Below are 26169 nucleotides of genomic sequence, written 5' to 3'. Positions count from 1 at the left end.
ATCTTCTGCAGCTGTTAATGCCAAACAAAGAGGTTGGGCTAAAAGTCAGCTGACAGTTCAAGCTGAACTGAACTGCTGGCTTTTTCAATTCAATCAGCTTAATGATCACATACAATCATTAAGCTGATTGACCCCAACCTTGATTTATTATTTTTTATTTTCAAACAAGTCAGCTTTGTCAAACAGCACTCTAGTTTAAGCCCACCCGGGTAAAAATTTCATCAATATGTTTTAAATGCCAGTGATAATCAAAGGCTTCATCTAAATCAGCGGGACTCAAATACTGCATAATTTGCTCATCAGCTTCTAGTAACGGCCGAAAGTCCACATGCTCTTCCCAAACTTGAGCCGTCTTGGGTTGCACCAAATCATAGGCTTGCTCCCGACTTAACCCCGCATCAATTAACTTCAACAACACGCGTTGTGAATAAATCAAGCCATGCGTAACATTTAAATCAGCAGCCATTTTATCTTCAAAAACGGTTAAATTGCTTAAAATTTTAGTAAAACGTTGTAACATATAGTCCAAAATTTCCGTGGAATCTGGCAAAATAATCCGTTCCGCTGAGCTGTGCGAGATATCCCGCTCATGCCACAATTCAATATCTTCTAGTGCGGTAAAAACATGTCCTTTTAAAACACGTGCTAAACCCGTAATATTTTCTGAACCAATCGGATTACGCTTATGAGGCATCGCTGAGGAACCTTTTTGTCCTGGCGCAAAATGTTCCTCGACTTCGCGCACTTCAGTGCGTTGTAAATGTCTAATTTCTAAGGCAAAACGTTCTAAGGAAGCCCCAATCAAAGCCAACGTCATGATATATTCAGCATGCAAATCACGCGGTAACACTTGTGTAGAAATTTCCTGCGCTGTCAAACCTAATTGGGCACACACCATTTGTTCGACTTCGGGAGGCACGTTAGCAAAGGTCCCTACCGCACCACTGATCTTCCCGGCTTGAATGCCTTGAGCAGCATGATCAAACCGTTGTAAATCGCGTTTTAATTCTGAATACCAATTGGCCAATACTAAGCCAAAGGTGGTGGGTTCAGCATGAACACCATGAGTCCGGCCCATCATCACCGTCGTTTTATATTGTTGCGCTTTTTGAGCCACTACGTGTAACAACTCCACTAAATCTTGGCGCAACAAAGTATTAGCTTGTTTTAACAAATAGCCATATGCTGTATCGACAACATCTGTCGAAGTAACCCCAAAGTGAATCCACTTTTTTTCTGGACCTAAGCTTTTGGAAACAGTCCGTGTGAAAGCTACCACATCATGCTTCGTAATTTTTTCCATTGCGATAATATCCGCTACTTGAAAGCTAGCGTTGTGTTCAATGGCAGCTAAATCAGCATCCGGAATTTTTCCAAGACGATTCCAAGCCCGGTCAACGGCAATTTCCACTTCTAACCACGCCTGATATTTATTTTGTTCACTCCAAATTTGGGCCATTGCTGGATTCTGATACCGTTTGATAACCATGAACTTCTCCTTTATCCCTTAACTGTAAAGCTACCACTATTTTTTAAATCTGCCACAACTTTGTGGCGTTCACATAATTGAGTAATTGTTGTTCATTTTCCGCAAAAACCACTAAAGTTCCAACTTCTGTTTGGTCTGTGGCAGACGAATAGTCACGATGATTAAATTTTAATTGCCATTGTGGATGTTGCTGAATCAAAGCCACCGCTGTGGACAAATGCTGTTTAGTCACCTGTAACTCACAGCCATTCATCCAGGGGGTTAAGTTAGGCAGGGGCCAATTACACAAACTGCGGATTAACAATTCTTCCTGAGAGGTTTGCGTCACCGCTGCAAAAATTTGCGCCGAAAACACAGTTCCCGGATATAACCGTTCAACATAGAGCATTCCCGAATGAGTAGTACACAATTTAATCGCAAACAAGCCTTGATAATGCAAATGACTGCCAATGGTTTGGGCAATTTCTTGCACTTCTTGTTTCAAAGCGACTTCATCAGTTTTCGTAACTAAAGCCGTTTTCAAGCCTTGCGGGCGTGTAACCTTGATCAACGGATAAGTTTTAATGTCGCCCGTGTAATCTTTCGTAACCATGGCAAAGACTTCTTGATGAATATCGACCAATGATTCCAAAATAAAGGAGCCTTGTGGCAATTGATAATTGTCAATTTGTGCTTGATTATAAAATGTTTCTTGAAAGTCAGGATCCACCGCGCGTTGAATCGGTTTTAAAAGACATGGAAACCCAATTTCTGAAACAGCCATTTGTAAGTCAGCTTTATTCACAACCGTGACATACGGAGTAATATTCAAATTATGTTCGTTCAAAAAGCACCGTTCTAAATAACGATCTTGCATCAAATCAAGAATTTCAGTACCTTGAACTAATTTTTCCGGCTGGGCTAATTGTTGCGGATCAGGTAATTCGATCTGACTATCATTATATAAAACTAAATCCACAGCTTGAAACAAGCGTTCTAACAATTCTAAGTTGTGGTAATCACCCACGATTAATTTACTAACAACATTAGTCCATTGCTTCGGCTGGTCAGTCAAAACTGTCACCTGAAAGCCCATATTTTGCGCTTGAATGGCCAATTGCTGATCACTACTACCACCATGAATAATTCCTAATTTACTGTTCGGTTCCATAAATTCCATGCTTAATTCTGCCTCATTCTTCTGCAAAAATTACCTTTCCGTTCTCAAAACCACTGATTCTAGCTAAGGACAGAATCGGAATCTGCTGTTCATCAATCAGCTGCCGCCCTTTTTGGAAAGTCTTTTCAATGACAATCCCAATTCCTTCTAACGTCGCCCCTGCTTGTTGAATAATCGTGGTCAAGCCGGAAACTGCTTGTCCATTAGCCAAAAAATCATCCACAATTAAAACGTGATCTTGAGCAGTCAAAAACTTTTTAGCAATACTAATTTGATTAGTTTCTTTTTTAGTAAAGGAGTAAACATCCGCAACATATAAATCCGAACTCATTGTAATAGAACGATGCTTCCGAGCAAAAACCACTGGCTTTTGAAAAGCAACGCCCGTTAAAACGGCGGGCGCAATTCCCGAAGATTCAACAGTTAAAATTTTGGTAATCGGCAATTTTTGAAAATGCTGATAAAAAGCCTGACCCATTTTTTGCATTAACAGCGGATCAATTTGATGATTTAAGAAACTGTCAACTTTGAGCACATCTCGTCCTAAAACTCGACCATCCTGCTTGATTCGTTCTTCTAGTTCACGCATTGTGGTGCCTCCCTAAGCTTTACTTTAAGATTACCATTATCACTGCATTAGTGAAATACTTTAATTTATTTGGTATCATATTCATCTAAATTATAAGTTTGAATAATTTTGATTAGTTTTTTAGCATAATCTGGATCTGTAGCATAACCATCTTTTTGCAAACTTTGTGCCGCCTCGACATAGTTGTCAGCCGCTAGTACTTGCTGGTATTGCTGCTTATTCCAAGTAGTACCGTTTGCCAACAATGCATCATGATCGGCAATGGATGCTTCAAAATTAGTATAAACCTTAAAACGGGCGGTCACTGTGACCCACTGTCCATTTTGGTACTCTTGAGTTTGCAGTTCTTGCGACTCTTGGGGATTGTCATCTTTCACGCCAAACAAATTATGATAATCACTAGCCAAACTACTTTGCCCCCAATTACTTTCCAAAACAGCTTGGGCCAACGTCACACTTGGTAATACATGATACTGTTGCCCGTATTTCACAGCCGCTGGTGCTAACTTTTTAATAAATTGCTGTTTTTGCCGAAATTGATTCTGTACTTGAATATTCGGCTGCGAGTTCACAACTTCTTGTCGCCAATGATTAATCATTATGACCGCTAAAACAAATCCACAACCTAAGATTAAAATTGCCACCAAGCCATTCGCAAAATTATTTTGCTGAGTTGCCCGGCTACGCCTTTTTGCCAAATTTTTCACCGATATCTTTCTCATAATTATGATAACATGCACCCAAGATTTATGTAAAAAAAAACCAGCCCGTGGGCTGGTCAGCACTAAGAGTTTAAGCTTAGTCTTTGTTAACGTTAACTGCTTGTGGTCCACGATCACTTTCTTCGATATCGAAAGTAACTGATTGACCTTCTTCAAGAGTCTTATAGCCTTCACCGTTGATAGCGGAGAAATGTACGAATACATCACTACCATCTTCGCGAGTAATAAAACCATAACCTTTTTCAGCGTTAAACCATTTTACTGTTCCATGTTCCATGTGAACATCCTCCTCAAAACACTTTTTGCATTTCTTTGTGGCCGATATGGAAGTTAGTTACACATGAACCATCGAACCATAACCATTCAAAAACACGTCTTTATATTAACATGCTAACAAAAGATAATCAATCAAGTTTTGCTAAATTTATTAAATTTATTTTAATATGGAAAGCATACTTTAAACAGCGCTTTGCGCTCCTAGAGCCTAACAAGAACCACTTCTTCACATTAAGAAACCAGCAATCAAAAAATTAAAAAATCTAGTAAAGTGAATAATATTCTTATCCAAATTGTCGTAGTGCCACTTGTTTAAATATTCGCCAAAAATTGAGTATTAAGCGATTTTTGTTCAATCATTTTCATATATGACAACAAAAAAAGTAGCCGTAGCTACTTTAATTAAGATGCGGGTAAGAAGACTCGAACTTCCACGGAGATAATTCTCCACAAGATCCTTAGTCTTGCGCGTCTGCCAATTCCGCCATGCCCGCAAAAACAATACTCATTCATCATAATATGAATGGGCAAATTTTGCAAGCAACTGCGGCAAAAATAAATTATCATCAATTAACACAAATCTTTTATTTTTATGAGGCAACTGGCATCTAACTCCAATTGGGAGCTGGAACAAAAAATCTTAACCTAAGCGCTGTAAACACTTAGCAATCTCAGCCGTTGCTTGGTCTTGATCTTGTTCAGACTGCTGAAATTGATCCAAGTCCACCGTACGATTATCTTTCATACTATCAATCATTTGCTGGCAAGCTTGAACATAAGCTTGATAGGCTTGAACTAAATTCATATGAATGCCCATAAAACGTGCTGGAGCTCTTAAATCGGCTAATTGTTGGGTTAATTGGGCATATTCATCAGTCCCATGCTGAAAATCACCCTGAATTGCCAAGTAATGAGCAGATTGCATTTGCTCTAATTCGTTTTTTTGCAAAGCCGTTTTAATTTCTTGAAACTTAGGATTCAACTCTTCTTGAATTTCCTGCGTCCGTTGTAAAACATCATTTAATGTTTGTGCATACTTGATTGCCCGCTGTTGTGCTTTATTAACCATGTCTTTGCCTCCTTAAAATTGATCAAAAACTGTATACGGCAACTGCCGCTTATGAGCAGTCTTCAAATACCAATTTTCAATCTTTTGGGCCGCTGCTGCTGTGACTTCTTTGCCTTCCAAATAATCATCAATCTCTTGATACGTTACCCCCAAAGCAACTTCATCAGCTAAGCCTGGCCGACCATCCTCTAAATCAGCCGTCGGGGTTTTAGTATATAAATTGGCCGGGGCTTGCAAGTATTGCAATAATTGACGGCCTTGGCGCTTATTTAACCTAAATAAAGGCGTAACATCGGCGGCACCATCACCGTATTTAGTATAAAAACCCGTAATATTTTCCGCGGCGTGATCGGTTCCCACTACAACGCCCTTAGTTTCACCAGCAATCGCATATTGTACAATCATCCGCTGGCGCGCTTTAATATTGCCCTTATTGAAATCACTAATGGCTAAGCCATTAGGTGTGATACTAGCCACGACTGCATCTACCGCTGGCTTAATATCCACCCGATAAGTCTTGTCCGGTTGAATAAAGTCTAAAGCCTGTAAAGCATCTGATTCATCAGCTTGTTGCCCATAAGGCAAACGAACGGCAATAAATTGGTAACTAGATTGGGGTTGTTCTGCTCGTAATTCACTAACAGCTAACTGGGCTAAGCGACCTGTTAAAGTCGAATCTTGACCACCAGAAATTCCTAACACTAATGTTTTTAATTGATTTTTTTGTAAAAAATGCTTTAAAAAGTCCACACTCCGCCGCACTTCTTGTTCAGGATCAATCTGGGGCGCAACTTTTTCAAAAGCAATAATTTCTTTTTGTAATGGACGCAATCTTAAAACCTCATTTCTCAAATACAATTACTTTAACACAGTTTGATAAATTTCACTGATTGTTTGAGCCAAACGTTCGTTAGAAAAATTGGCAGCACAATATTCATAATATTTCTGGCCCAAAGCGCGTAATTCATCTTTTTGCCACAAGTCATGAGCTTGAATTAACGCCTGTTTCAGGCTTTCAAAATCATTAATAGGGGTAATCCACCCCAGACCCGGTTGAACAGCTTGCGCATCCGAACCAGCATCACTAGCAACCACAGGTAAACCATTATTAGCTGCTTCTAGTAAAACTAGCGGAAAGCCTTCTGATAATGATGGTAGGACAAATAAGTCCGCGTTTTGGTAATACCGCTCTGTCTTGTCTTGAAAGCCGATAAACTCGACTTTTTGTTCCAAATCTAGTTCTTGTACTAAGTGTTCCAATTGGGGCCGCGAAGTTCCATCGCCCACTAGCTTTAAGCGCCAGTCGAAATCTAGCTCTGCTAAAACTTTTAAGAGTAATTGTTGATTTTTTACAGGCACTAAACGAGCAACATTCAATAGCGTAAACGGATCTTGTCGCGTCGTTTGGGGCGCTTTTTCGCGAAAATACATTGTATTAAAGACCGGCTTGATTTTGTCTGCGGCAATCCCCACTTGTTCTAAAATTGGCTTAAATTTAGCAGTTACTGGCATCAATAGCTCAGCTTTTTTCAAGGCCCGTAAATTTAAAGAAGTCATTAACTTCCCCTTGAAATTGTCAGCAAAATCCACATAAGGATCACTATGAACCGTAATGATCCACTTCGCATGCACATGTTTATAGATCAAACTCATTAAAAAATTAGCCCGGGGGCCATGCGTATTCACAATATCAATTTGATTATCATTAATGAACTTCTTGAGACGCCCGAGCACCCGCAAATCCAATTGCCCATCTTGGTTCATAATAGTGGTGGGAATTTGCCATTCATTTGCTAGATCAGAAACTGGCCCCCGTTCAAAAACTAAGAGCTGCGAATCAATATCTCGTTGATTCAAGCCCCGTAAAATATTAATAATAATCGTTCGTCCGCCGCCATTTTCATTCCCGGCGTTCACGTGTAAAGTTTTCATAAATTAAATCCTCACAATAAATTGTTAAACAAATCTAGTTATCGTAAACTAAAGGTATTAAAAAAGGAGTTTAGAAAAATTGCCAAAACAAATTAAAATCTTAGATTTGCCTTTTATTAGTACTACTAATCAAAATTTTATAAAGTTACTCCAGCAACGTATCACTAATCATCAAAATACCTTTATTGTTACTGCTAACCCTGAGATTGCAGTTTATGCTTACGATCATCCAGAATATCGCAAATTAATTCAAACAGCCGACTACATCACTCCTGATGGTATCGGGATTATTAAAGCAGGACAAATGATGCATCAACCACTCTCCGAACGAATTACTGGCTTTGATACACTTACTAGTTTACTAGAAATTGCCAATAAGTGTAGCCTAAAAGTATATTTATTAGGTGCTAAACCCGAAATTATTACTAAAACCGTCCAAAATATTCACCAAAAATATCCCCAACTAAAACTTGTCGGATCACATGACGGGTATTTTCAAGATGAACAACCCATTGTCCAAGAAATAAAACAAACTAAGCCTGATATCGTGGCTGTCGCTTTAGGGTTTCCCAAACAGGAAGAATTTATTTATCGCCACCGCCAACTGACGCCTGCAATTTGGATTGGCGTGGGAGGCAGTTTTGACGTCTTATCTGGAACGGTCAAACGCGCCCCGCAATTAATTCAAAACTGGCACTTAGAATGGCTCTATCGCTTATTAAGCCATCCTAGTCGTTTTAAACGTTTCTTAGCTTTACCGCGCTTTTTAAAATTAGTTAAGCAACAACATTAGCCCTGAAAATCTCTGAGTAGTTCCGCACTTAATAGTGTCCTAATAATATCTTTTTAATTTTTGTAACAGCATCATTACCTTTCAAATTACGCCAACGACGCAAAAAAATTCCGTTCCTAAATTAATTTTTAAGAACGGAATTTTTGATTACTTAGAAAAAGTTTTAGCTTTAAGGAAACATAACTTTAGTTTTTCGAGAAGCTAGATGTTGTGGTTTGGGTTTTTGTAAGACAAACAACAAGTATGCTGTGACCCAACCAAAATACATGCTAACTCCGGGCGCATTGAGAACATGCCCTGAAAAGATTGACATAAAAATTCCCAAGCCAAAGGCCACAAAATATAATAAATTGGTTTGAATTTTTGGTTGGAAAAAGTAACGGCAGAATTCAAACAATAAATAGAAGATAATGCCGACTAACGGCAAAATGGTAATCACAAAACCAATAATTCCAAATTGGAAGAAGAAGTCTAACCAATCCATCTCCACAGTTCGCGGATGCTTACGATAATTACCCCCGTAGCCCATCCCAAATAATTTTTGGGCCAAGGCAGATTTTTTATATTCATAACTATTTAGGCGATAATAATTGGTCCGGCCGCTTAATAACTTCGCTAGTAGCGGATTACTTAATTCCTTATTTTGCAATAAGAAACGCTCGTAATGATCCATATGCTTTCTGTGCTTTTTATCAGACAACATTTTCTTTTTATTTTGTTGATTTTCGCGAATAATTCGATTTTGAATCACACTATTATCATGAACTGGTGAATGCGGATAAATTGCTAAAACTCCCCCCAATAAAACGGCAATTAGAACCGTATTAATGATATTGGCAGCTTTTTTTTCATGCGTCACAAAGATTCGTATTAACTGCAAACAGAAGGCCGAAATGAGCGCTAAAATCATCCCATAGAAACAGCTTTTCGTTCCGAGCATTGTAATAGAATTGACGGATAGAATCACGCCGCCAAAGTACCAATAATTATGCTGCTGCTGAGATTTTTCTAGCGCATATAGCAAAACAATCGGAAAGGCAATTGCCAAAATTGCACTTAACTCATTGCCAGCATTAAACCAACCACTCGTTCCTAGTTTTCCCTGGGGATAGGTATGAAAAGCCGTCTTGGTCATAACTGCTACAATCATGACCACGTTAATCATCATTTGTGCCCAATAAACAAAAACCGGCACCGAACGCTTTAATTGCTGTGCTGATAAATTCTTAAACGCGTAGTACATGCCCAAAATAATAATTAAGTAATGCAGACTTTTAAAACACGCCGAAATTTCTGTAAACCACGAAAAAGCGGGCTTATTGAAATAATTAACCACCAAATTAATCACAACTAATACTAATAATAGTCCTAAGAACCACGGCACATAACGATCCAGCCAATCATCACGCTGGTGCGCAACTTTTAAAATAAAGCCAACAATTAAAACTAGCATAATTGCACGAATCGCTACGCCCAGTGTCAAACTAAAGTTAGGCAATACTTTCATTTGCCAACCGGTAATCACATCCAAAATTGGTTGTATTAAAAAATAAATCATTAAATACCAACTAAAACGTTGAATTGAACTAGATTTCACAATAATTCTCCATTATCTTTTATCTTTCTAAATAAAACTCAAAGCGCTCACCCACATACTGTGAACGAACATATTCAAACGGTTGCTCATCATCTAAGAAGGTAACCTGCCGTAATCTTAGCACAGGAGCACCCCGCTTGACCTTTAAAAGCTCAGCTACTTTTTCTGAGGCTAACATTGCTGACACATTCTGTTGAGCATGTCCAAGCTTTAAGCCCTTTTGCTCTAAAGCGTGATACAGCGATTGTGTAATTTGCTGTTGACTTAAATCCCGAACGAGATTCCACGGTACAGTAGTGATTTCAAAACAAATGGGCACGCCATCGGCTAAGCGAATGCGTTCCATTCGTAAAACATCAATTTTATCGGCTAATTGTAAATGCTCTTTCTCACTGAGCGTCGGTTCGGCAAGATGATAGGAGACGACGCGACTAGCCGGCTTTTTGCCCTGTGATTTCATAATATCTGTAAAACTAGTCGTTCCGGACATTTTTTCTTGAACTTTTTGGCTAGCAACATAAGTCCCAGAACCAACCTTACGTGACAAGATTCCTTCATCAACCAAGGTCTGAATAGCTTGCCGTGCGGTCATGCGACTCACAGCAAAATGTTGTGCTAACCAGCGCTCTGACGGAATTCTTTGGCCTACTTGCCACTTTCCTTGGGCAATCTCGGATTTCATTTGGTTATGAATTTGAACATAAATTGGTACTTCGGACACGGAGATTACCCCCCTCAAATTAAAAATAAAAAAAGACTGAAACCAACGTTTCAGTCAATTATTGGGTTAGCTGGATTCGAACCAGCGCATAATGGAGTCAAAGTCCATTGCCTTACCACTTGGCTATAACCCAATCAATGGAAGGGAGTGGATTCGAACCACCGAACCCGAAGGAGCGGATTTACAGTCCGCCGCGTTTAGCCAGACTTCGCTACCCTTCCAACATATCAATAGGACATTAAATATAATAACCAATTTTGTTCCATTTTGCAAGAGGTTATAACAAATTTTTTATTTTTCTATTGATAACTTCCGAAACATTCCACGAATATTATACCAATAATTCTTTCAAAAAACGAAAAAAGTTCACCAAAAGGTGAACTTTTATTAATTGATTCCGGACATTAATTTTTTGATTTTTGGTGTAAAGAAAATCAAGAGAATAGCAAAGGCAATTGCTACTAACCCCGTTACACCAAAGTAAGCCATTTCGTGGTGTGGATAAAATCTAACTAATTGGGAATTAATAGCTTGTCCCGCAGCATCTGCCAAGAACCACATACTCATCATTTCGGATGAGAAAGCTTTGGGCGCCAATTTAGTCGTAACTGAAAGACCAATTGGTGAGATTAACATTTCACCAATTTCTACAATGCCCCAGCTCAAAACTAACCATAATGGGTTAACTTTGCCGTGTGAACCGCCCATTAACGGTAAAACCAAAACTAAATAGGAAATACCGGTAAAGACTAAGCCTAACCAGAACTTAGTCGGTGACGAAGGCTGCTTTTTACCTAGCTTAGTCCAAAGAGAAGCAAATAATGGTGTATAAATAATAATAAAGAATGGATTTAACATTTGGAACCAGCTTGGATTCAATTCAAAGCTCCCCAAATGCAATTGCGTATTATTAGCAACAAATAAGCCCAAAATAGAAGAACCTTGCTCTTCAATGGCCCAGAAGATTACCGCAGCGATAAATAAGCCAATATAAGCATAAACGCGCGATTTTTCAATCTTAGTCACCTTTTTACTACTTAAAATAATAATAAAGTATGCAATTGGTAAAATAATGCCAAAAATACTGATTAAACTAATAAAGTTCTGTAAACTAGCTAACTTCATGACCATCATTAATAAAACAATAACGACAATTGCTATGACAAAGACAATGACCTTTTTATAAAGTTTACTTTTTTCAGCATCAGTAATAGGATCAGTGGGTTTCAACGTTTCTGCTGGTAAATATTTCTTTCCTTGAATATAATACGTGATTAAACCAAAGAACATCCCGATCGCCGCTAGTGAAAAGCCAACATGGAAGTTAAAACTCTTCCAAGCTTGACTAACCACTGCGGGCGCAATTAAGGAACCTAAGTTAATTCCCATGACAAAAATACTAAATCCAGCATCACGGCGGTTATCCTCAGCACTATATAAATCACCGACCATGTCCGAAACATTGGGTTTTAACAAACCAGTACCAATTGTAATGAACAAAATCGACAAGTATAACGTGGTAGAACCTAACGGCAATGATAAGAAGATATGACCAAACATGATCAAAACCCCGCCCCAAAAGACGGTTCGCCGACTACCTAAAATACGATCACTGATATAACCTCCTAAAACACTGGTCATATAAACCAATGACCCGTAAATAGACATAATGGACGCAGCAGTTTCTTGCTTAAAGCCTAAGCCACCGAGCTTGATCGCATAGTACATGTAGTACAACAGAATTGCCCGCATGCCATAATAACTAAATCGTTCCCAAAATTCAGTCATAAATAGGGTCTTTAACCCCATAGGCTGACCAAAGAACGTCTTTTCCTTTTTTGTATCCATAAATATTCTCCCTAAATATTAAACAATGCCCTAACATTTTAATCTTTCTAATAGATAATGTCAAAAAACAATGCCCAATTTAGCGATTCCAGCCCAAACTAGTAAATAAACAATCTTTTTTGCGACAATTAGAAACATAAGGGTTACCTGCAACAAAAAAACGTAAAGGTTTTTGTGCCCAATTACCACGTTGACTAACATTAATCCGCGCAGAAGTTTTAATAATTTTAGGTGTTTTAATTCGTTGATCACTTAAACTCAGCGTCTTGAAACTCAAGGGGGTTTGGTTTAAATCACGCGACGTAATTCCTAACGCTTGAGTCAACTTAGCAGGTCCATTCGTTAAATTAGTCGTCGTTGTCTGTTGCCGTAGTTCTCGCATAATAGTTAACCCCTTAGTCGGTTGCAGAGCCCGAATCAAAATACTTTCTGGCTGTCCTGACATTTGAACAACAATGTCCAATAAGTAATGTCCGCGCTGTGAATGAATATAAATGGTCCCTGGATCTTGATAAAGTGCTTGATTAGCGCGAGAATGATGACCACGATATGCATGTGAAGCAGAATCCGGCGTACCTAAATATGCTTCTGTCTCAACAATCAAACCAGCAGTTAAACCATAGGCAGAGTGATACTGTAATTCGTGTCCTAACAAATCTTGGGCTAATTGAATCGTTGATTGACTGGTTAAAAATGCTGTAATTGAACTCATAAGAACCTCCTTTCTAAATACTTTATGGTAAAATTAAAAACATTAGCTCTATTTTCACGATGGTTAAACAGAACTAATATTATTAAGTCTTGCAATTTAATATCCAATTAAATTATTGAGCTAAAAAAACAAATTCGTCAACTAATTTGCGTTAAGAAAGGAAGAAAAAATGATTATCAAATTCACGGACGATTTAAACGATCAAATTTATCAAGATAGTTTAGTTTTAAGAAAAACAGTTTTTATTCAAGAACAACATGTTCCGGCTGATCTAGAAATTGATCAGGATGAAGCAAATTGTCAATATTATGTAGGTTACGATGAACATAACGACCAGCCAATTGCCACAGCGCGCGTTTTAAAAGAAACGCCAACCCAATGGCATATTCAACGAGTTGCTGTTCGCCAAAATTTTCGGCATCAAGGATTTGCCAGTCAAATAATGCAGATGATTGAACAACACGCTCAAACGCAAGGAATTAAAACTCTCGTCTTAAATGCGCAAGATCAAGCTCAAAATTTTTATACTAATTTAGGATATCAGGTCGAAGGCAATCAATTTTTAGATGCTGGTATCAAACACCATAAAATGGTTAAAGCTGTTTAATCAAATAAATATGGACAAAATAAAAAACGCTATAACTTAATATAACGTTTTTTATTTTGTTTATAATAATACTGCCAGCTGCAGGATTCGAACCTGTGACCCTCGGTTTACGATACCGATGCTCTACCAACTGAGCTAAGCTGGCGAACAATTCGAAACTAATAAAAAAAGCCGGTTAAACATCCGACTATAACTCCGGTTGTCAGACTCGAACTGACGACACCCTGATTAACAGTCAGATGCTCTACCAACTGAGCTAAACCGGAATAAGAGCAGCATGGCAACGACCTATCCTCGCAGGTAGTTTCCCACCAACTACTTTCGGCGCTGAGAAGCTTAACTTCTGTGTTCGGCATGATTCCAGGTGTTTCCTCCTCGCTATCGCCACCACACTTGCTCTCTTCTTACCTTCTGAAAGAACCTTAGTCCTCTCAAAACTGAATATTATGTTCTTACTCGACACCCTTGGTTAAGCCCTCGACCGATTAGTATTGCTCAGCTCCATGTATCACTACACTTCCACTCGCAACCTATCTACCTCATCTTCTTTGAGGGGTCTTACTTCATTACTGAATGGGAAATCTCATCTTGAGGTGGGTTTCACACTTAGATGCTTTCAGCGTTTATCCCTTCCATACTTAGCTACCCAGCTATGCCTTTGGCAAGACAACTGGTACACCAGTGGTATGTCCATCCCGGTCCTCTCGTACTAAGGACAGATCCTCTCAAATTTCCTACGCCCGCGACGGATAGGGACCGAACTGTCTCACGACGTTCTGAACCCAGCTCGCGTACCGCTTTAATGGGCGAACAGCCCAACCCTTGGGACCGACTACAGCCCCAGGATGCGATGAGCCGACATCGAGGTGCCAAACCTCCCCGTCGATGTGAACTCTTGGGGGAGATAAGCCTGTTATCCCCAGGGTAGCTTTTGTCCGTTGAGCGATGGCCCTTCCATACGGTGCCACCGGATCATTAAGCCCGACTTTCGTCCCTGCTCGACTTGTCTGTCTCGCAGTCAAGCTCCCTTCTACCTTTACACTCTACGAATGATTTCCAACCATTCTGAGGGAACCTTTGGGCGCCTCCGTTACTGTTTAGGAGGCGACCGCCCCAGTCAAACTGCCCACCTGACACTGTCTCCCGCCGTGCTTCAACGGCGCGGGTTAGAGCTTTCATATAACAAGGGTAGTATCCCACCAGCGCCTCCTTCGATACTAGCGTACCGATCTCTACGGCTCCTACCTATCCTGTACATGTTACACAAAAACTCAATATCAAGCTACAGTAAAGCTCCATGGGGTCTTTCCGTCCTGTCGCGGGTAACCTGCATCTTCACGGGTATTATAATTTCACCGAGTCTATCGTTGAGACAGTGCCCAAATCATTACGCCTTTCGTGCGGGTCGGAACTTACCCGACAAGGAATTTCGCTACCTTAGGACCGTTATAGTTACGGCCGCCGTTTACTGGGGCTTCAATTCTGGGCTTCGACCGAAGTCTAACTCATCCTCTTAACCTTCCAGCACCGGGCAGGCGTCAGCCCCTATACGTCATCTTACGATTTTGCAGAGACCTGTGTTTTTGATAAACAGTTGTTTGGGCCTTTTCACTGCGGCTGGCTCTTACACCAGCACCCCTTCTTCCAAAGTTACGGGGCTATTTTGCCGAGTTCCTTAACGATAGTTCTCTCGCTCACCTTAGGATTCTCTCCTTGACTACCTGTGTCGGTTTGCGGTACGGGTATTCAGTGTCTCACTAGAAGCTTTTCTCGGCAGTGTGACTATTGTGCTTCGCTACTTTAATTTCGCTCCCTATCACAACTCATCCTTCGCGGTTATAAGCATTTGACTCATATCCAGACTCGCTGCTTAGACATGCTTTTCCAGCTGCATGCTCACAATTCATCTCCTGCGTCCCTCCATCGTTCAAACAACACTGAACAGTACAGGAATCTCAACCTGTTTTCCATCGATTACGCCTCTCGGCCTCATCTTAGGTCCCGACTAACCCTGGGCGGACGAGCCTTCCCCAGGAAACCTTAGTCATCCGGTGGACCAGATTCTCACTGGTCTTTCGCTACTCATACCGGCATTCTCACTTCTAAGCTCTCCACCAGTCCTCTCGATCTGGCTTCTTCGTGCTTACAACGCTCTCCTACCACGTACATCTTTCGATGCACATCCACAGTTTCGGTACCATACTTAGCCCCGGTACATTTTCGGCGCAGAACCACTCGACTAGTGAGCTATTACGCACTCTTTAAATGAGTTGCTGCTTCTAAGCCAACATCCTAGTTGTCTGTGCAGTTCCACTTCCTTTTCCACTTAGTATGGATTTTGGGACCTTAACTGGTGATCTGGGCTGTTCCCCTTTCGACGATGGATCTTATCACTCACCGTCTGACTCCCGGAGAAAGATCTTTGGCATTCGGAGTTTATCTGAATTCAGTAACCCATGTTGGGCCCCTAGTCCAAACAGTGCTCTACCTCCAAGATCCTCTTCTCCGAGGCTAGCCCTAAAGCTATTTCGGAGAGAACCAGCTATCTCCAAGTTCGTTTGGAATTTCACCGCTACCCACACCTCATCCCCGCAATTTTCAACTTACGTGGGTTCGGTCCTCCAGTGCGTTTTACCGCACCTTCAACCTGGACATGGGTAGGTCACTTGGTTTCGGGTCTACGACTACGTACTCTCTTTCGCCCTATTCAGACTCGCTTTCGCTGCGGCTCCGTCTTCTCAACTTAACCTCGCACGCAATCGTAACTCGCCGGTTCATTCTACAAAAGGCACGCCATCACTCTTTAACGAGCTCTGACTACTTGTAGGCACACGGTTTCAGGATCTATTTCACTCCCCTTCCGGGGTGCTTTTCACCTTTCCCTCACGGTACTTGTTCTCTATCGGTCACTAGGGAGTATTTAGCCTTGGGAGATGGTCCTCCCTGCTTCCGACGGGGTTTCACGTGCCCCGCCGTACTCAGGATACTGGTAGAGTGTCTCTGATTTCGCCTACTAGACTATCACTATCTCTGGTTCAGCTTCCCAACTGATTCAGCTATCTTCGACTATCTCACGTCCCAGTCCTACAACCCCAAAGAGCATGCTCTCTGGTTTGGGCTCTTTCCGTTTCGCTCGCCGCTACTCAGGAAATCGATTTTTCTTTCTCTTCCTATGGCTACTTAGATGTTTCAGTTCACCACGTCTTCCTCACTTACAACTTTCGTCGCAGTGTGACTAAGTTTTACCTTAGCCGGGTTCCCCCATTCGGATATCTCCGGATCTTCGTTTACTTACAACTCCCCGGAGCATTTCGCTGTTCGTTGCGTCCTTCTTCGGCTCCTAGTACCTAGGCATCCACCGTGCGCCCTTATTATCTTAACCTTAATTACTACTGTTTCTTACTTTCTTCGAATCTCTCGATTCTCGGTGTCTTTCTTCTCATAATATTCAGTTTTCAAAGTACTAATGTCCTTGACAGTTTCCTGTCAATGGAGGTTAACGGGATCGAACCGATGACCTCCTGCTTGCAAAGCAGGTGCTCTCCCAGCTGAGCTAAACCCCCGTACTATTCTATGGGCCTAAATGGACTTGAACCATCGACCTCACGCTTATCAGGCGTGCGCTCTAACCAGCTGAGCTATAGGCCCGATTTCTTTCGCGCTTGTCTCTTGGTGCCCTGAGAGTAGACCTCTCAAAACTAAACAAAGTTTCTTGCCAACTGCTTTCCGTTTATTTTTCCTTAGAAAGGAGGTGATCCAGCCGCAGGTTCTCCTACGGCTACCTTGTTACGACTTCACCCTAATCATTTGTCCTACCTTAGACGGCTAGCTCCCCGAAGGGTTACCCCACCGGCTTTGGGTATTACAAACTCTCATGGTGTGACGGGCGGTGTGTACAAGGCCCGAGAACGTATTCACCGTGGCATGCTGATCCACGATTACTAGCGATTCCAACTTCATACAGGCGAGTTGCAGCCTGCAATCCGAACTGAGAATGGTTTTTAGAGTTCTGCTTGCCCTCACGAGTTCGCTTCTCGTTGTACCATCCATTGTAGCACGTGTGTAGCCCAGGTCATAAGGGGCATGATGATTTGACGTCGTCCCCACCTTCCTCCGGTTTGTCACCGGCAGTCTCACTAGAGTGCCCAACTTAATGCTGGCAACTAGTAACAAGGGTTGCGCTCGTTGCGGGACTTAACCCAACATCTCACGACACGAGCTGACGACAACCATGCACCACCTGTCTTCCTGTCCCCGAAGGGAACCCTGTATCTCTACAGCTTTCAGGAGATGTCAAGACCTGGTAAGGTTCTTCGCGTTGCTTCGAATTAAACCACATGCTCCACCGCTTGTGCGGGCCCCCGTCAATTCCTTTGAGTTTCAACCTTGCGGTCGTACTCCCCAGGCGGAGTGCTTAATGCGTTAGCTGCAGCACTGAGAGGCGGAAACCTCCCAACACTTAGCACTCATCGTTTACGGCATGGACTACCAGGGTATCTAATCCTGTTCGCTACCCATGCTTTCGAGCCTCAGCGTCAGTTACAGACCAGAGAGCCGCCTTCGCCACTGGTGTTCTTCCATATATCTACGCATTTCACCGCTACACATGGAGTTCCACTCTCCTCTTCTGCACTCAAGTTTGACAGTTTCCGATGCACTTCCTCAGTTAAGCTGAGGGCTTTCACATTCAGACTTTTCAAACCGCCTGCGCTCCCTTTACGCCCAATAAATCCGGACAACGCTTGCCACCTACGTATTACCGCGGCTGCTGGCACGTAGTTAGCCGTGACTTTCTGGTTGAATACCGTCACTACTTGAGCAGTTACTCTCAAGCACGTTCTTCTTCAACAACAGGATTTTACGATCCGAAAACCTTCTTCATCCACGCGGCGTTGCTCCATCAGACTTTCGTCCATTGTGGAAGATTCCCTACTGCTGCCTCCCGTAGGAGTTTGGGCCGTGTCTCAGTCCCAATGTGGCCGATTACCCTCTCAGGTCGGCTACGTATCATCGCCTTGGTGGGCCTTTACCTCACCAACTAGCTAATACGCCGCAGGTCCATCCTTTAGTGACAGCCGAAACCGTCTTTCATTCCTTAATCATGTGATTAAGCACTTTATGCGGTATTAGCAACTGTTTCCAATTGTTATCCCCCGCTAAAGGGCAGGTTACCTACGTGTTACTCACCCATCCGCCGCTCGCGTCCATATCTTCCTACCCGAAGGTATTCCGTTACTTCTGCTCGCTCGACTTGCATGTATTAGGCACGCCGCCAGCGTTCGTCCTGAGCCAGGATCAAACTCTCATTTTTTGTTAGTTTGTTGACTCAGACTTAGAACTCTAACGTTCTTTGTCTTCTTTATTACTTTTAAATTGACAGGTTCTTTTTCAAGAACCCAGCACTTGGCTTTTAAAGAAACTTTGTTCAGTTTTCAAAGATCTACTTAACTTTTTGTTGATTACCACTTGATTAAGCGGCTTATTTAGTTTATCATCTTATCATGAGCTTGTCAACTGTTTTTTTTATTTGCTTAACAGTGACGCGCATGACTCATTGACAACAGAAAATATATTATCAACTTTTTTACCCTTTTGCAACCCCTTTGCCCATCTTTTTTTATTCTTTTTTGCTACATATTGCTCTATTCCTTGGTATGACTGCTTTTTTACGATATAAAAAAATCCTAAAAAAAGATATTTCATCTTCTCTTAGGATTCAATTGCCTACATATTACTTAGTAATTTTAGTTTTACCATTCATATATGGAACTAAAACTTTAGGAATATCGACACTACCGTCAGCATTTTGATAATTTTCTAAAATGGCCGCCACTGCTCGACCAACTGCAAGTCCGGAACCATTTAAGGTGTGAACAAATTGTAACTTACCATTTTTATCACGATAACGAATTTGTGAGCGCCGTGCTTGAAAATCTGTACAATTAGAACAACTCGAAATTTCCCGATACATATTTTGCTGGGGCATCCAAACTTCTAAATCATACGTCTTTGCAGAACTAAAACTAGCATCACCACTGGACAAAGTAATGACATGATATGGTAATTCCAACTTCTGTAAAATATTTTCCGCATTTGCGGTTAATTTTTCTAATTCATCCCAAGAATCTTCCGGCTTAACATATTTAACCATTTCCACCTTGTTAAATTGGTGCATGCGAATCAAACCGCGGGTATCACGGCCAGCAGAACCGGCTTCAGAACGAAAACATGGTGTCAAAGCCGTAAGATAAGTTGGTAATTGGTCTTCACTCAAAATTTCGCCACGATAATAGTTAGTTAGGGGAACTTCAGCAGTAGGAATTAAAGTCAATGGCCGTTCTTCATCAACAATGGTATAAACGTCTTCTTTAAACTTAGGAAACTGACTAGTACCAAACATGGAATCACTATTGACCAAATAAGGTGGAATAACTTCTGTATAACCATCTTTTTGATGCTCATCTAACATAAAGTTGTATAACGCCCGTTCTAATTGCGCACCGGCACCTAAATAATAGACAAAGCGGCTACCTGAAACTTTCGCAGCCCGTTCAAAATCCAAAATCCCCAATTGTTCACCAATATCCCAATGAGCTTGGGCTTCAAAGTCAAAGTGCGGAATTTCGCCCCACTTACGAACTTCCACATTGGCAGACTCATCTTTGCCAACAGGCACTGAATCATCGGGAAAGTTGGGCAAGCGGACTAAAATATAATCCGTTTGGTCATTAAGCTTTGCTAATTGCTCATCCAAATCTTTAATTTGCGCGCCAACTTCTTTCATGGCAGCAATCGCGGCAGTAGCATCTTGCTTTTGTCGCTTAGTTTGAGCAATTTGCTTCGAAACTTCGTTGCGCTTAGCTTTCAAATCTTCAGTTTGCGCCATCACTTGGCGACGCTTAACATCTAAGTCTAGTAAATGATCAATCTCTTCCCCTGCAATATTTCTCTCAGCTAACTTTTTTTTCGCCCAATCAGGATTATTGCGAATCACTTTTAAATCTAACATAATTTCCTCCTTTAAATAAAAAAGAGTTGTCTTCATCCCCATTAAAGGGACGAATCAACTCTTCATCGCGGTACCACCCAATTTTAGTGTTTCACACTACGCTCTAACAGCTATAACGGGGCTGACCGTATAATTTATTCATTATCCGTTTGAAACGATATTGGAACACCAACTGCTAACTCTCAGCACTGCACTAGCTCTCTGTAAAGTCGGTAAGATATCTACGTTATCTAGGTTGATAGTAATATAACTAACATTAAAAGGCAAGTTTTATTTGGAAATCTTTTTCTCCGTCCAAATATCCCGAATTAAACTTATCAACTGGCCATATTGGGCACTATTAGCATCATGTTCCCACTTAAAGATATAAATGTCATGTTGTGTAGGATCTAACGTATAATGACTCGAAGTCGTCACAATCAAATCTGCATCATTAGGATCTTGAACTAATTGCACGTAAGGCAAACTATCAATTGTTTCTACCATATCAAAACGGTACAACTGATTTTCTTCAATACTGAGGTAGACTTGAACTGCAAAATGATCAGAAAACATGACCACGACTCGAAGCAAAATCTTGTAAACCGCATTGGTCAGCAAATTAACTTTATCTTGAAAATCTTGAAATTCATTTTGCTCAAATAAATGCTGCAAAATATTCCGAATGGTCTTCTTAAACTCTGGCAAATCAATACTGGATAGCCCTGATTTTTCTCCCGTGTAGACTTCTACCATTTGGTAATAGCTATTACCAAACGCCAAGCCCCCGATTAAGACCCGCATCAAGGCAATGCGATAGAGCTTAACAATTTCATCGGATAAATTAAATTGTCGCTGAATATTATAAGGCATCGATTGTAAGAATGCCCCCACAAAGTCGTAAATCTTAGTATCATACTCTTGAATATGGTCAAGAATTTCATCGGCTTTTTCATTGCCACAAGGAACAATGGATAATGAACAGTTAACCAAATTATACATATTATAAGATTCATTCATTAAACGGGCAGGCGTCAAATCTCGATAATACTGAATGATCTTAGCAAAGTCACTGTCCGCAAATCGTTCATAACTATCTTCGGTCATGAAGCTTTCATAAACATTCAGATTTGGATAACGTACCCAGTCGATTTTCGCATTGCGTTCCACAAAATGGCCATGATAAATCCGTAAGCAATTGACAGTGGCATAAATTTGATAAACCCGAAAAGTCATCGGATTCGGTTGCGCTACTACTTGAAAAGCCTCCAAGCCTTGATTGACGAGCCACTCGCTTTCTTCCTCAGAAATAGTCTTAAAAGGCCAAGCAAATCCCCGTGTTGCTTCCCAAAACATCGCGGATATTGCTAATCTAACATCTGTTTCTTCCCCGACAAAGCGCATCTTTTCATAAGTAATTCGTACGTTAAAAGTTTTCAAAAATAAACGCATCGGTTTTAAATGGCGCAAAGCAGTTGCTTTACTATTGCCACACTCTTGATAAAAATCATCAAATGACTGACAAGTATCTTCCAAAATCGCCATCATAAAGTTGTAAGCATCCGAATGGGAAACTAAAAAAAAGTGATACTGATCATTGTCAACAGAAAAAATTTCTTCGATTGTTGGATCATCTTTCCCCAATAATTCCTTCATATCTTGAATAATACCATCGTAAGTATTATAGATACTGCCGTAACTTTTATTCATTTGTGCAGCTGCTTGGCGAAAATTAATATCTTTAATATCAAAATCTAGACTTTGATGAGCTTTGAGATCATCGCGATAAGAAATCTCCATAATCTTTAATTGTCTGACCCGCTCAAACAAGCGTAACTTCTCCATATCAGAAACTGACAAAAATAAGTCTTGTTCTTTTTCCAATGTGATACCCCCCATTAATTAATTTCATTACTTAAGATTTAAGCATTTAAAATTAACAAATAATAATCATTATATAATAAATATTATAATGTACAACCAATTTTAATGTAATCCAAGATAACACAGATTTCAACTATTATTACTAAAAACAATCAATAAAAAATAATTTAAAACAGATTTTTATAAAAAATGTTCTATACAAAAAAGGGACATGAAACATGTCCTTTTTCATTTATTAAGTTAAATTAACACGAGAAGTTTACGCTTGTGTCGTAGGATTACCACCATTGAGTGTCCAAGTTAACGTTGCCTTAAAATTACCAGCAACTTGCCCATTCTGACTTGGAGTTACTAACTGCGCTCCTGTTAAGAATAAGCCCCAATAACCTAAACCGGTCCCCTTTTGTGCCGTAAATAAAGTAGTTGTCGTATTAGGATCATTGATATCATCACTCGGATAAACCCAAGGATAATTCTGCGAACCCGTTAAAGTATTCAAACCAGTAATTCCCGATGAGCTCGAATCAAAATTTTGCGCTAAGGAAAAATTATCGGCACTATCTACATTGGCTTGTACAATTTTAGCACTAGTAAAATCTAGCGACGAAATGGGCTGCACTTGTTCATCAGGAGCAACACTCGTGTCGGTATTATGAAATTTAGAGCAAGAAACACTCAAATTCCAACCGCCACTCTCAGCCCCCCGAGTATCAGTCACAATAATCGTATTATCTAGCATCGGTTTAGCTTCGGTTTGTCCGGCTTGGATTACTGGTTGATATTTCCAGATGCTTTTAGCAAATACATATTGCGTACCAAAATTTGGAAAACCAACATTCTCGGGATTAGGAACTCGTAAATCCAGCTTACCTGGCGCAAAACCAACATTTGCTGAGCTGTTGGCTTCTACTGCGCCTGAAGTAGCATCCGCCGGTCGATTAACGACATTCGCATCATCCGCAGCCATAGTGGGAGTACTAAAGATGAAGATGGCAACAATTAAACTTATTAATAAAACATTAAATCTTGCTACTTTCAAGTTATCCCCCCCATAACTATTTAGTTGCTTGATTTTGTCCTCGCTTATAGAACCAATAGAATAATACGCCAATCAATAGTAAAACAATGACAATAATCGTAATAATTAATGGCCAATAATTACGTTTTGTATTCGGATTATTGCGATTCAACCGGTTAGCATCCGCTGGCGAAATCGTAAAGTTCTTCTTGAAATACCAACTCTTACCTGAAGTATTAATCCGCACGCGAGCTTGGTAATTACCAGCTTTCATCGGCTTATTCCCCCAGCTAACTGGAAAGTTAAAGTTAGAATTCGGAGCGAAGTTCATTTGCTTTTGACTATTCTGGAAGAGTAGTTTGTTACTCTTAGCCGGATAAATCTTTGCCTTGACCCGCATATCATTATTAGTAATGTACTTAGGTTCAAAGTTTTGCAAATTAATATTCACAGCAGGTTGAATGCCTAATAAAGTCGGCCGAACCCGAACTAAGCGCAAATCCGGTTGCACTTTATCAACATTACCAACTTTAAACAAGGTGCTAACTGAATAAGAATAGTTATTAGTTAAACTCATGCCTTTAGACTTCTTGTGATGCATTTTATGGTTAATGGTTGGTGAATAGATATAAAAACTTCCCAACAGTACACCATTAAACTTAGGTGCTTGCACATTGATGGTCTCCGAGACCGTCTGAGAGCCCTTAGCCGGAATAGTGACCTTTTGTTTAACTGGACCCATTTTGGTCCAGTCATACTTCAAACTGGAGTCACGAACACTAGTTACATTAGCATAATTGATCTGACCTTGATTAGTCGTCCCAGCAACCGTCGGTTTTACTACCACGTCAATGGGATATTTTTTACTGTTAGTAATCTTTAAGTTTAGTGGATAACTCTTACCAGATTCCACATTTAACAAAAAGTAATCCGATTGTGCAGAGCCTTGACTGCCCTCAGGTTCAACGGAAAAACCAGCTGCACCAGTAATTGCCGCTGACACGGGATGAATAATAAAGAAACTACCTATTAAAGCCATTAAAAAAATCAATGGACGTAATAATTTTCGCAAAATCGTATCCTCTAAACTAGAAGTTTTTGGTTATTAATACTATGCGCCGGCGCCGCCTGCTGGAGCTGTGGTTGATGCTGAACTTGTAGGATCAGTAGTTAAATTCCAAGTCACAACTGCAGAATAGTTTTTACCAGACTTCAATTGATTAATAATGCCATGTCCTTCATTATTATCAAAATTTAATTGAGCAGTTTTAGTATCGTTAAAATCAATACCTGTAACACCGAATAAATTAGACTTGGCTACCGTAACTTGGTCATTTTTAGAAATATTATTAACACTATCGGAACTAAAATCAACACCATCTGTTAGCGCATCAAGGGTACTGGAAGAATAAACACCACTAGCATCAGGGCTAACTGTATCAAGTTTATAGGCAGACGTAGGATTAATAATTGTTGGTATTGTGACAGCATCGGATGTAGCACCATCATAATTAAACTTACCAACTTTGACATTCAAAACCCAACTAGGATTATTAGCTGTATCATTTTCAGCGGCAGTAGAACGGTTATCTTCAATAACGGCTAAACGCTCTTTAGCTGAAGCACTGCTCATACTAATTTTCCCAATTGATAGTGAATTATGAGTACCAAAATCAAAGTTCGGCACTTGATACAAAATCAAACTACCTTTATCAAAACCAACAGTAGCTTGAGACGATCCTGAAGCAGATGAAGTAGCAGTAACAGTATTACCAGGACCACTTACCAAAGTAGCATCAGCATTAGCGGCACTAACAGTTTGTGCCAACATTGGAGCGGCAATGGCTAACAAAGAAGTAGCACAAATTCCCATACTCAATAATTTATTTAATTTCATAAAGAAGTCCCCCACCTTAAAAAAATCTTTACTTATTTACATCGAACTAATTATACAATAGATTTTTCAACAAAGCACTTAAATTCTTAAAAATAAATCAATTTTTTCAGCGCACCAAATGAGAAAGAGCCCATTTCTCATGGACTCATGTCTCAAAAATCACTTGATAAAATTTCGAAAGCACTACGCTTTTTGATAGAAAATATCAATCACTTGATCAGTAGTATCTGTAGTCACTGCCTGTTCAGCCACTGTATCTTGGCTGGCAGTATAGCCACTGACCTTCGGTACCATCACAGCATCCCAAGTATCACCATGCCAAGTACCATAAACCTTATCGCCTGTAACTGCATCTTGATAGATGTTCCGCTTTAAAATTGCCACTTGGTTTTGACTCTTAACTTGTCCATCTGGATAATGGAAATTAATTGTTCGCGTAAGGGTCTTAGTTTCCAAGCTAGGTATAATCAGCAACTTGAATAATCTGCTGTCTTGAAGCATCAACCGTTACCGTTGTTTGTGGTTGATCGATAACTTCATAACCAGCTGGAGTATGATAATTAATATTTAAGATATCGCCGACATAACCAGTTAACTGTTGGGTGCCAACTTCGTCACCGTCATACAAGTATTCAATTGTTACTGTCTGTTCAATAGGTGTGTAGTATACATCAATTGTTTGATCTTTAGTGTCACCAGCCACAGCTTGTTCAGATACCGCAGTTTGACTTGCTTGATAACCCGCAATTTCTAGCACAATGTACAATGAGCTTTGGACCAATCACCGTAGGTCACCGTTCCATCTTCATTATCCTTAATATTACGTTGAATGGTAACAGTTTGTAATTCTGTATTAACTTGTCCATCT

21 protein-coding genes, 7 tRNA genes and 3 rRNA genes are annotated in these 26169 nt (G+C 40.4%); 2 read left to right on the top strand and 29 right to left on the bottom strand.

Annotation, left to right across the window (positions count from 1 at the left end; genetic code table 11):
* Positions 1 to 190: 190 nt before the first annotated feature.
* From purB to AC3B5B_RS05690, 9 genes are all read right to left on the bottom strand, one after another.
* A complete protein-coding gene (purB, locus tag AC3B5B_RS05730) occupies positions 191 to 1489 on the bottom strand; it encodes an adenylosuccinate lyase (protein WP_489769574.1) in 1299 nt (432 codons plus the stop codon).
* 43 nt (positions 1490 to 1532) lie between these two features.
* Positions 1533 to 2648 carry an ATP-grasp domain-containing protein gene (locus tag AC3B5B_RS05725; RefSeq protein WP_489769573.1) on the bottom strand — a complete coding sequence of 372 codons (1116 nt, stop codon included), beginning with the start codon at positions 2646 to 2648 and terminating at the stop codon, positions 1533 to 1535.
* A gap of 13 nt (positions 2649 to 2661) precedes the next feature.
* Positions 2662 to 3237 (bottom strand): xanthine phosphoribosyltransferase, encoded by a 576-nt coding sequence (locus tag AC3B5B_RS05720; protein WP_489769572.1) that lies wholly within the window; start codon positions 3235 to 3237, stop codon positions 2662 to 2664.
* 65 nt (positions 3238 to 3302) lie between these two features.
* The gene (locus tag AC3B5B_RS05715) at positions 3303 to 3944 is read right to left on the bottom strand and encodes a glycoside hydrolase family 73 protein (protein ID WP_489769571.1); all 642 of its coding nucleotides are present in this window, start codon (positions 3942 to 3944) and stop codon (positions 3303 to 3305) included.
* Between the two features lie 91 nt (positions 3945 to 4035).
* Complete coding sequence (locus tag AC3B5B_RS05710; RefSeq protein WP_489756232.1) at positions 4036 to 4236, bottom strand: cold-shock protein; 201 nt, start codon at positions 4234 to 4236, stop codon at positions 4036 to 4038.
* A gap of 407 nt (positions 4237 to 4643) precedes the next feature.
* Positions 4644 to 4729 (bottom strand) — tRNA-Leu (locus tag AC3B5B_RS05705).
* 146 nt (positions 4730 to 4875) lie between these two features.
* Entirely contained in the window at positions 4876 to 5304 is a 429-nt protein-coding gene (locus AC3B5B_RS05700; RefSeq protein ID WP_489758202.1) for a hypothetical protein, read from the bottom strand.
* Positions 5305 to 5316: 12 nt separating this feature from the next.
* Positions 5317 to 6135, bottom strand: a complete 819-nt coding sequence (gene nadE, locus AC3B5B_RS05695) for an NAD(+) synthase (protein WP_489758201.1) — start codon at positions 6133 to 6135, stop codon at positions 5317 to 5319.
* Between the two features lie 27 nt (positions 6136 to 6162).
* The gene (locus AC3B5B_RS05690) at positions 6163 to 7236 is read right to left on the bottom strand and encodes a glycosyltransferase family 4 protein (protein WP_489769570.1); all 1074 of its coding nucleotides are present in this window, start codon (positions 7234 to 7236) and stop codon (positions 6163 to 6165) included.
* A gap of 79 nt (positions 7237 to 7315) precedes the next feature.
* Here AC3B5B_RS05690 and AC3B5B_RS05685 point away from each other — a divergent pair, with 79 nt between their 5' ends.
* Positions 7316 to 8029: a WecB/TagA/CpsF family glycosyltransferase gene (locus AC3B5B_RS05685; protein WP_489769569.1), complete on the top strand. Its 714-nt coding sequence runs from the start codon at positions 7316 to 7318 to the stop codon at positions 8027 to 8029.
* 169 nt (positions 8030 to 8198) lie between these two features.
* Here AC3B5B_RS05685 and AC3B5B_RS05680 read toward each other — a convergent pair whose 3' ends face one another.
* From AC3B5B_RS05680 to AC3B5B_RS05655, 6 genes are all read right to left on the bottom strand, one after another.
* Positions 8199 to 9626: an O-antigen ligase family protein gene (locus AC3B5B_RS05680; protein WP_489769568.1), complete on the bottom strand. Its 1428-nt coding sequence runs from the start codon at positions 9624 to 9626 to the stop codon at positions 8199 to 8201.
* 19 nt (positions 9627 to 9645) lie between these two features.
* Positions 9646 to 10347, bottom strand: a complete 702-nt coding sequence (locus tag AC3B5B_RS05675; protein WP_489758197.1) for a GntR family transcriptional regulator — start codon at positions 10345 to 10347, stop codon at positions 9646 to 9648.
* 61 nt (positions 10348 to 10408) lie between these two features.
* Positions 10409 to 10480 (bottom strand) — tRNA-Gln (locus AC3B5B_RS05670).
* Between the two features lie 5 nt (positions 10481 to 10485).
* Positions 10486 to 10568, bottom strand: a tRNA-Tyr gene (locus AC3B5B_RS05665).
* Between the two features lie 166 nt (positions 10569 to 10734).
* The gene (locus tag AC3B5B_RS05660; RefSeq protein ID WP_489758196.1) at positions 10735 to 12195 is read right to left on the bottom strand and encodes a peptide MFS transporter; all 1461 of its coding nucleotides are present in this window, start codon (positions 12193 to 12195) and stop codon (positions 10735 to 10737) included.
* A gap of 79 nt (positions 12196 to 12274) precedes the next feature.
* Positions 12275 to 12907, bottom strand: coding sequence for a DNA-3-methyladenine glycosylase (locus AC3B5B_RS05655; RefSeq protein ID WP_489758195.1), 633 nt, complete (start codon positions 12905 to 12907; stop codon positions 12275 to 12277).
* Between the two features lie 169 nt (positions 12908 to 13076).
* Between AC3B5B_RS05655 and AC3B5B_RS05650 the strand changes: the two genes are divergently transcribed.
* Positions 13077 to 13514, top strand: coding sequence for a GNAT family N-acetyltransferase (locus AC3B5B_RS05650; RefSeq protein WP_489769567.1), 438 nt, complete (start codon positions 13077 to 13079; stop codon positions 13512 to 13514).
* Positions 13515 to 13586: 72 nt separating this feature from the next.
* On the opposite strand, the gene AC3B5B_RS05645 is transcribed toward AC3B5B_RS05650, so the two are convergent.
* From AC3B5B_RS05645 to AC3B5B_RS05580, 14 genes are all read right to left on the bottom strand, one after another.
* Positions 13587 to 13659, bottom strand: a tRNA-Thr gene (locus AC3B5B_RS05645).
* Positions 13660 to 13707: 48 nt separating this feature from the next.
* Positions 13708 to 13780, bottom strand: a tRNA-Asn gene (locus AC3B5B_RS05640).
* A gap of 9 nt (positions 13781 to 13789) precedes the next feature.
* A 5S ribosomal RNA gene (gene rrf / locus AC3B5B_RS05635) occupies positions 13790 to 13906 on the bottom strand.
* A gap of 73 nt (positions 13907 to 13979) precedes the next feature.
* Positions 13980 to 16896, bottom strand: a 23S ribosomal RNA gene (locus AC3B5B_RS05630).
* Positions 16897 to 17004: 108 nt separating this feature from the next.
* Positions 17005 to 17077, bottom strand: a tRNA-Ala gene (locus AC3B5B_RS05625).
* An 11-nt stretch (positions 17078 to 17088) separates the two neighbouring features.
* A tRNA-Ile gene (locus tag AC3B5B_RS05620) sits at positions 17089 to 17162 on the bottom strand.
* A 96-nt stretch (positions 17163 to 17258) separates the two neighbouring features.
* Positions 17259 to 18825 (bottom strand): 16S ribosomal RNA (locus tag AC3B5B_RS05615).
* Together the 16S, 23S and 5S rRNA genes with 4 tRNA genes alongside form the textbook arrangement of a ribosomal RNA operon.
* A 420-nt stretch (positions 18826 to 19245) precedes the next feature.
* The gene (serS, locus tag AC3B5B_RS05610) at positions 19246 to 20523 is read right to left on the bottom strand and encodes a serine--tRNA ligase (protein WP_489769566.1); all 1278 of its coding nucleotides are present in this window, start codon (positions 20521 to 20523) and stop codon (positions 19246 to 19248) included.
* A 270-nt stretch (positions 20524 to 20793) separates the two neighbouring features.
* Positions 20794 to 22386, bottom strand: a complete 1593-nt coding sequence (locus tag AC3B5B_RS05605; protein ID WP_489758192.1) for a helix-turn-helix domain-containing protein — start codon at positions 22384 to 22386, stop codon at positions 20794 to 20796.
* Positions 22387 to 22645: 259 nt separating this feature from the next.
* The gene (locus AC3B5B_RS05600) at positions 22646 to 23425 is read right to left on the bottom strand and encodes a WxL domain-containing protein (RefSeq protein WP_489769565.1); all 780 of its coding nucleotides are present in this window, start codon (positions 23423 to 23425) and stop codon (positions 22646 to 22648) included.
* Between the two features lie 16 nt (positions 23426 to 23441).
* Positions 23442 to 24476 (bottom strand): DUF3324 domain-containing protein, encoded by a 1035-nt coding sequence (locus AC3B5B_RS05595; RefSeq protein ID WP_489769564.1) that lies wholly within the window; start codon positions 24474 to 24476, stop codon positions 23442 to 23444.
* A 39-nt stretch (positions 24477 to 24515) separates the two neighbouring features.
* Positions 24516 to 25301, bottom strand: coding sequence for a hypothetical protein (locus AC3B5B_RS05590; RefSeq protein ID WP_489769563.1), 786 nt, complete (start codon positions 25299 to 25301; stop codon positions 24516 to 24518).
* Positions 25302 to 25484: 183 nt separating this feature from the next.
* Positions 25485 to 25802 (bottom strand): mucin-binding protein, encoded by a 318-nt coding sequence (locus AC3B5B_RS05585; RefSeq protein ID WP_489769562.1) that lies wholly within the window; start codon positions 25800 to 25802, stop codon positions 25485 to 25487.
* On the bottom strand, positions 25759 to 26082 hold the full coding sequence (locus tag AC3B5B_RS05580; RefSeq protein ID WP_489769561.1) for a hypothetical protein: 324 nt from the start codon (positions 26080 to 26082) through the stop codon (positions 25759 to 25761). Before AC3B5B_RS05580 ends, AC3B5B_RS05585 begins: the two co-directional genes overlap by 44 nt.
* Positions 26083 to 26169 lie beyond the last annotated feature (87 nt).

This window comes from Bombilactobacillus sp. ESL1187 (assembly GCF_058107155.1).
Note: the sequence above shows the minus strand (reverse complement) of the source record. Positions and strands in the feature narration are given on the sequence as shown.

Bases quoted from the DNA above. Each gene is read 5' to 3' on its own strand.
- purB (WP_489769574.1), bottom strand. From the start codon at position 1,489: ATGGTTATCAAACGGTATCAGAATCCAGCAATGGCCCAAATTTGGAGT.
- AC3B5B_RS05725 (WP_489769573.1), bottom strand. From the start codon at position 2,648: ATGGAATTTATGGAACCGAACAGTAAATTAGGAATTATTCATGGTGGT.
- AC3B5B_RS05720 (WP_489769572.1), bottom strand. From the start codon at position 3,237: ATGCGTGAACTAGAAGAACGAATCAAGCAGGATGGTCGAGTTTTAGGA.
- AC3B5B_RS05710 (WP_489756232.1), bottom strand. From the start codon at position 4,236: ATGGAACATGGAACAGTAAAATGGTTTAACGCTGAAAAAGGTTATGGT.
- AC3B5B_RS05700 (WP_489758202.1), bottom strand. From the start codon at position 5,304: ATGGTTAATAAAGCACAACAGCGGGCAATCAAGTATGCACAAACATTA.
- AC3B5B_RS05690 (WP_489769570.1), bottom strand. From the start codon at position 7,236: ATGAAAACTTTACACGTGAACGCCGGGAATGAAAATGGCGGCGGACGA.
- AC3B5B_RS05660 (WP_489758196.1), bottom strand. From the start codon at position 12,195: ATGGATACAAAAAAGGAAAAGACGTTCTTTGGTCAGCCTATGGGGTTA.
- AC3B5B_RS05655 (WP_489758195.1), bottom strand. From the start codon at position 12,907: ATGAGTTCAATTACAGCATTTTTAACCAGTCAATCAACGATTCAATTA.
- AC3B5B_RS05650 (WP_489769567.1), top strand. From the start codon at position 13,077: ATGATTATCAAATTCACGGACGATTTAAACGATCAAATTTATCAAGAT.
- serS (WP_489769566.1), bottom strand. From the start codon at position 20,523: ATGTTAGATTTAAAAGTGATTCGCAATAATCCTGATTGGGCGAAAAAA.
- AC3B5B_RS05590 (WP_489769563.1), bottom strand. From the start codon at position 25,301: ATGAAATTAAATAAATTATTGAGTATGGGAATTTGTGCTACTTCTTTG.
- AC3B5B_RS05585 (WP_489769562.1), bottom strand. From the start codon at position 25,802: ATGCTTCAAGACAGCAGATTATTCAAGTTGCTGATTATACCTAGCTTG.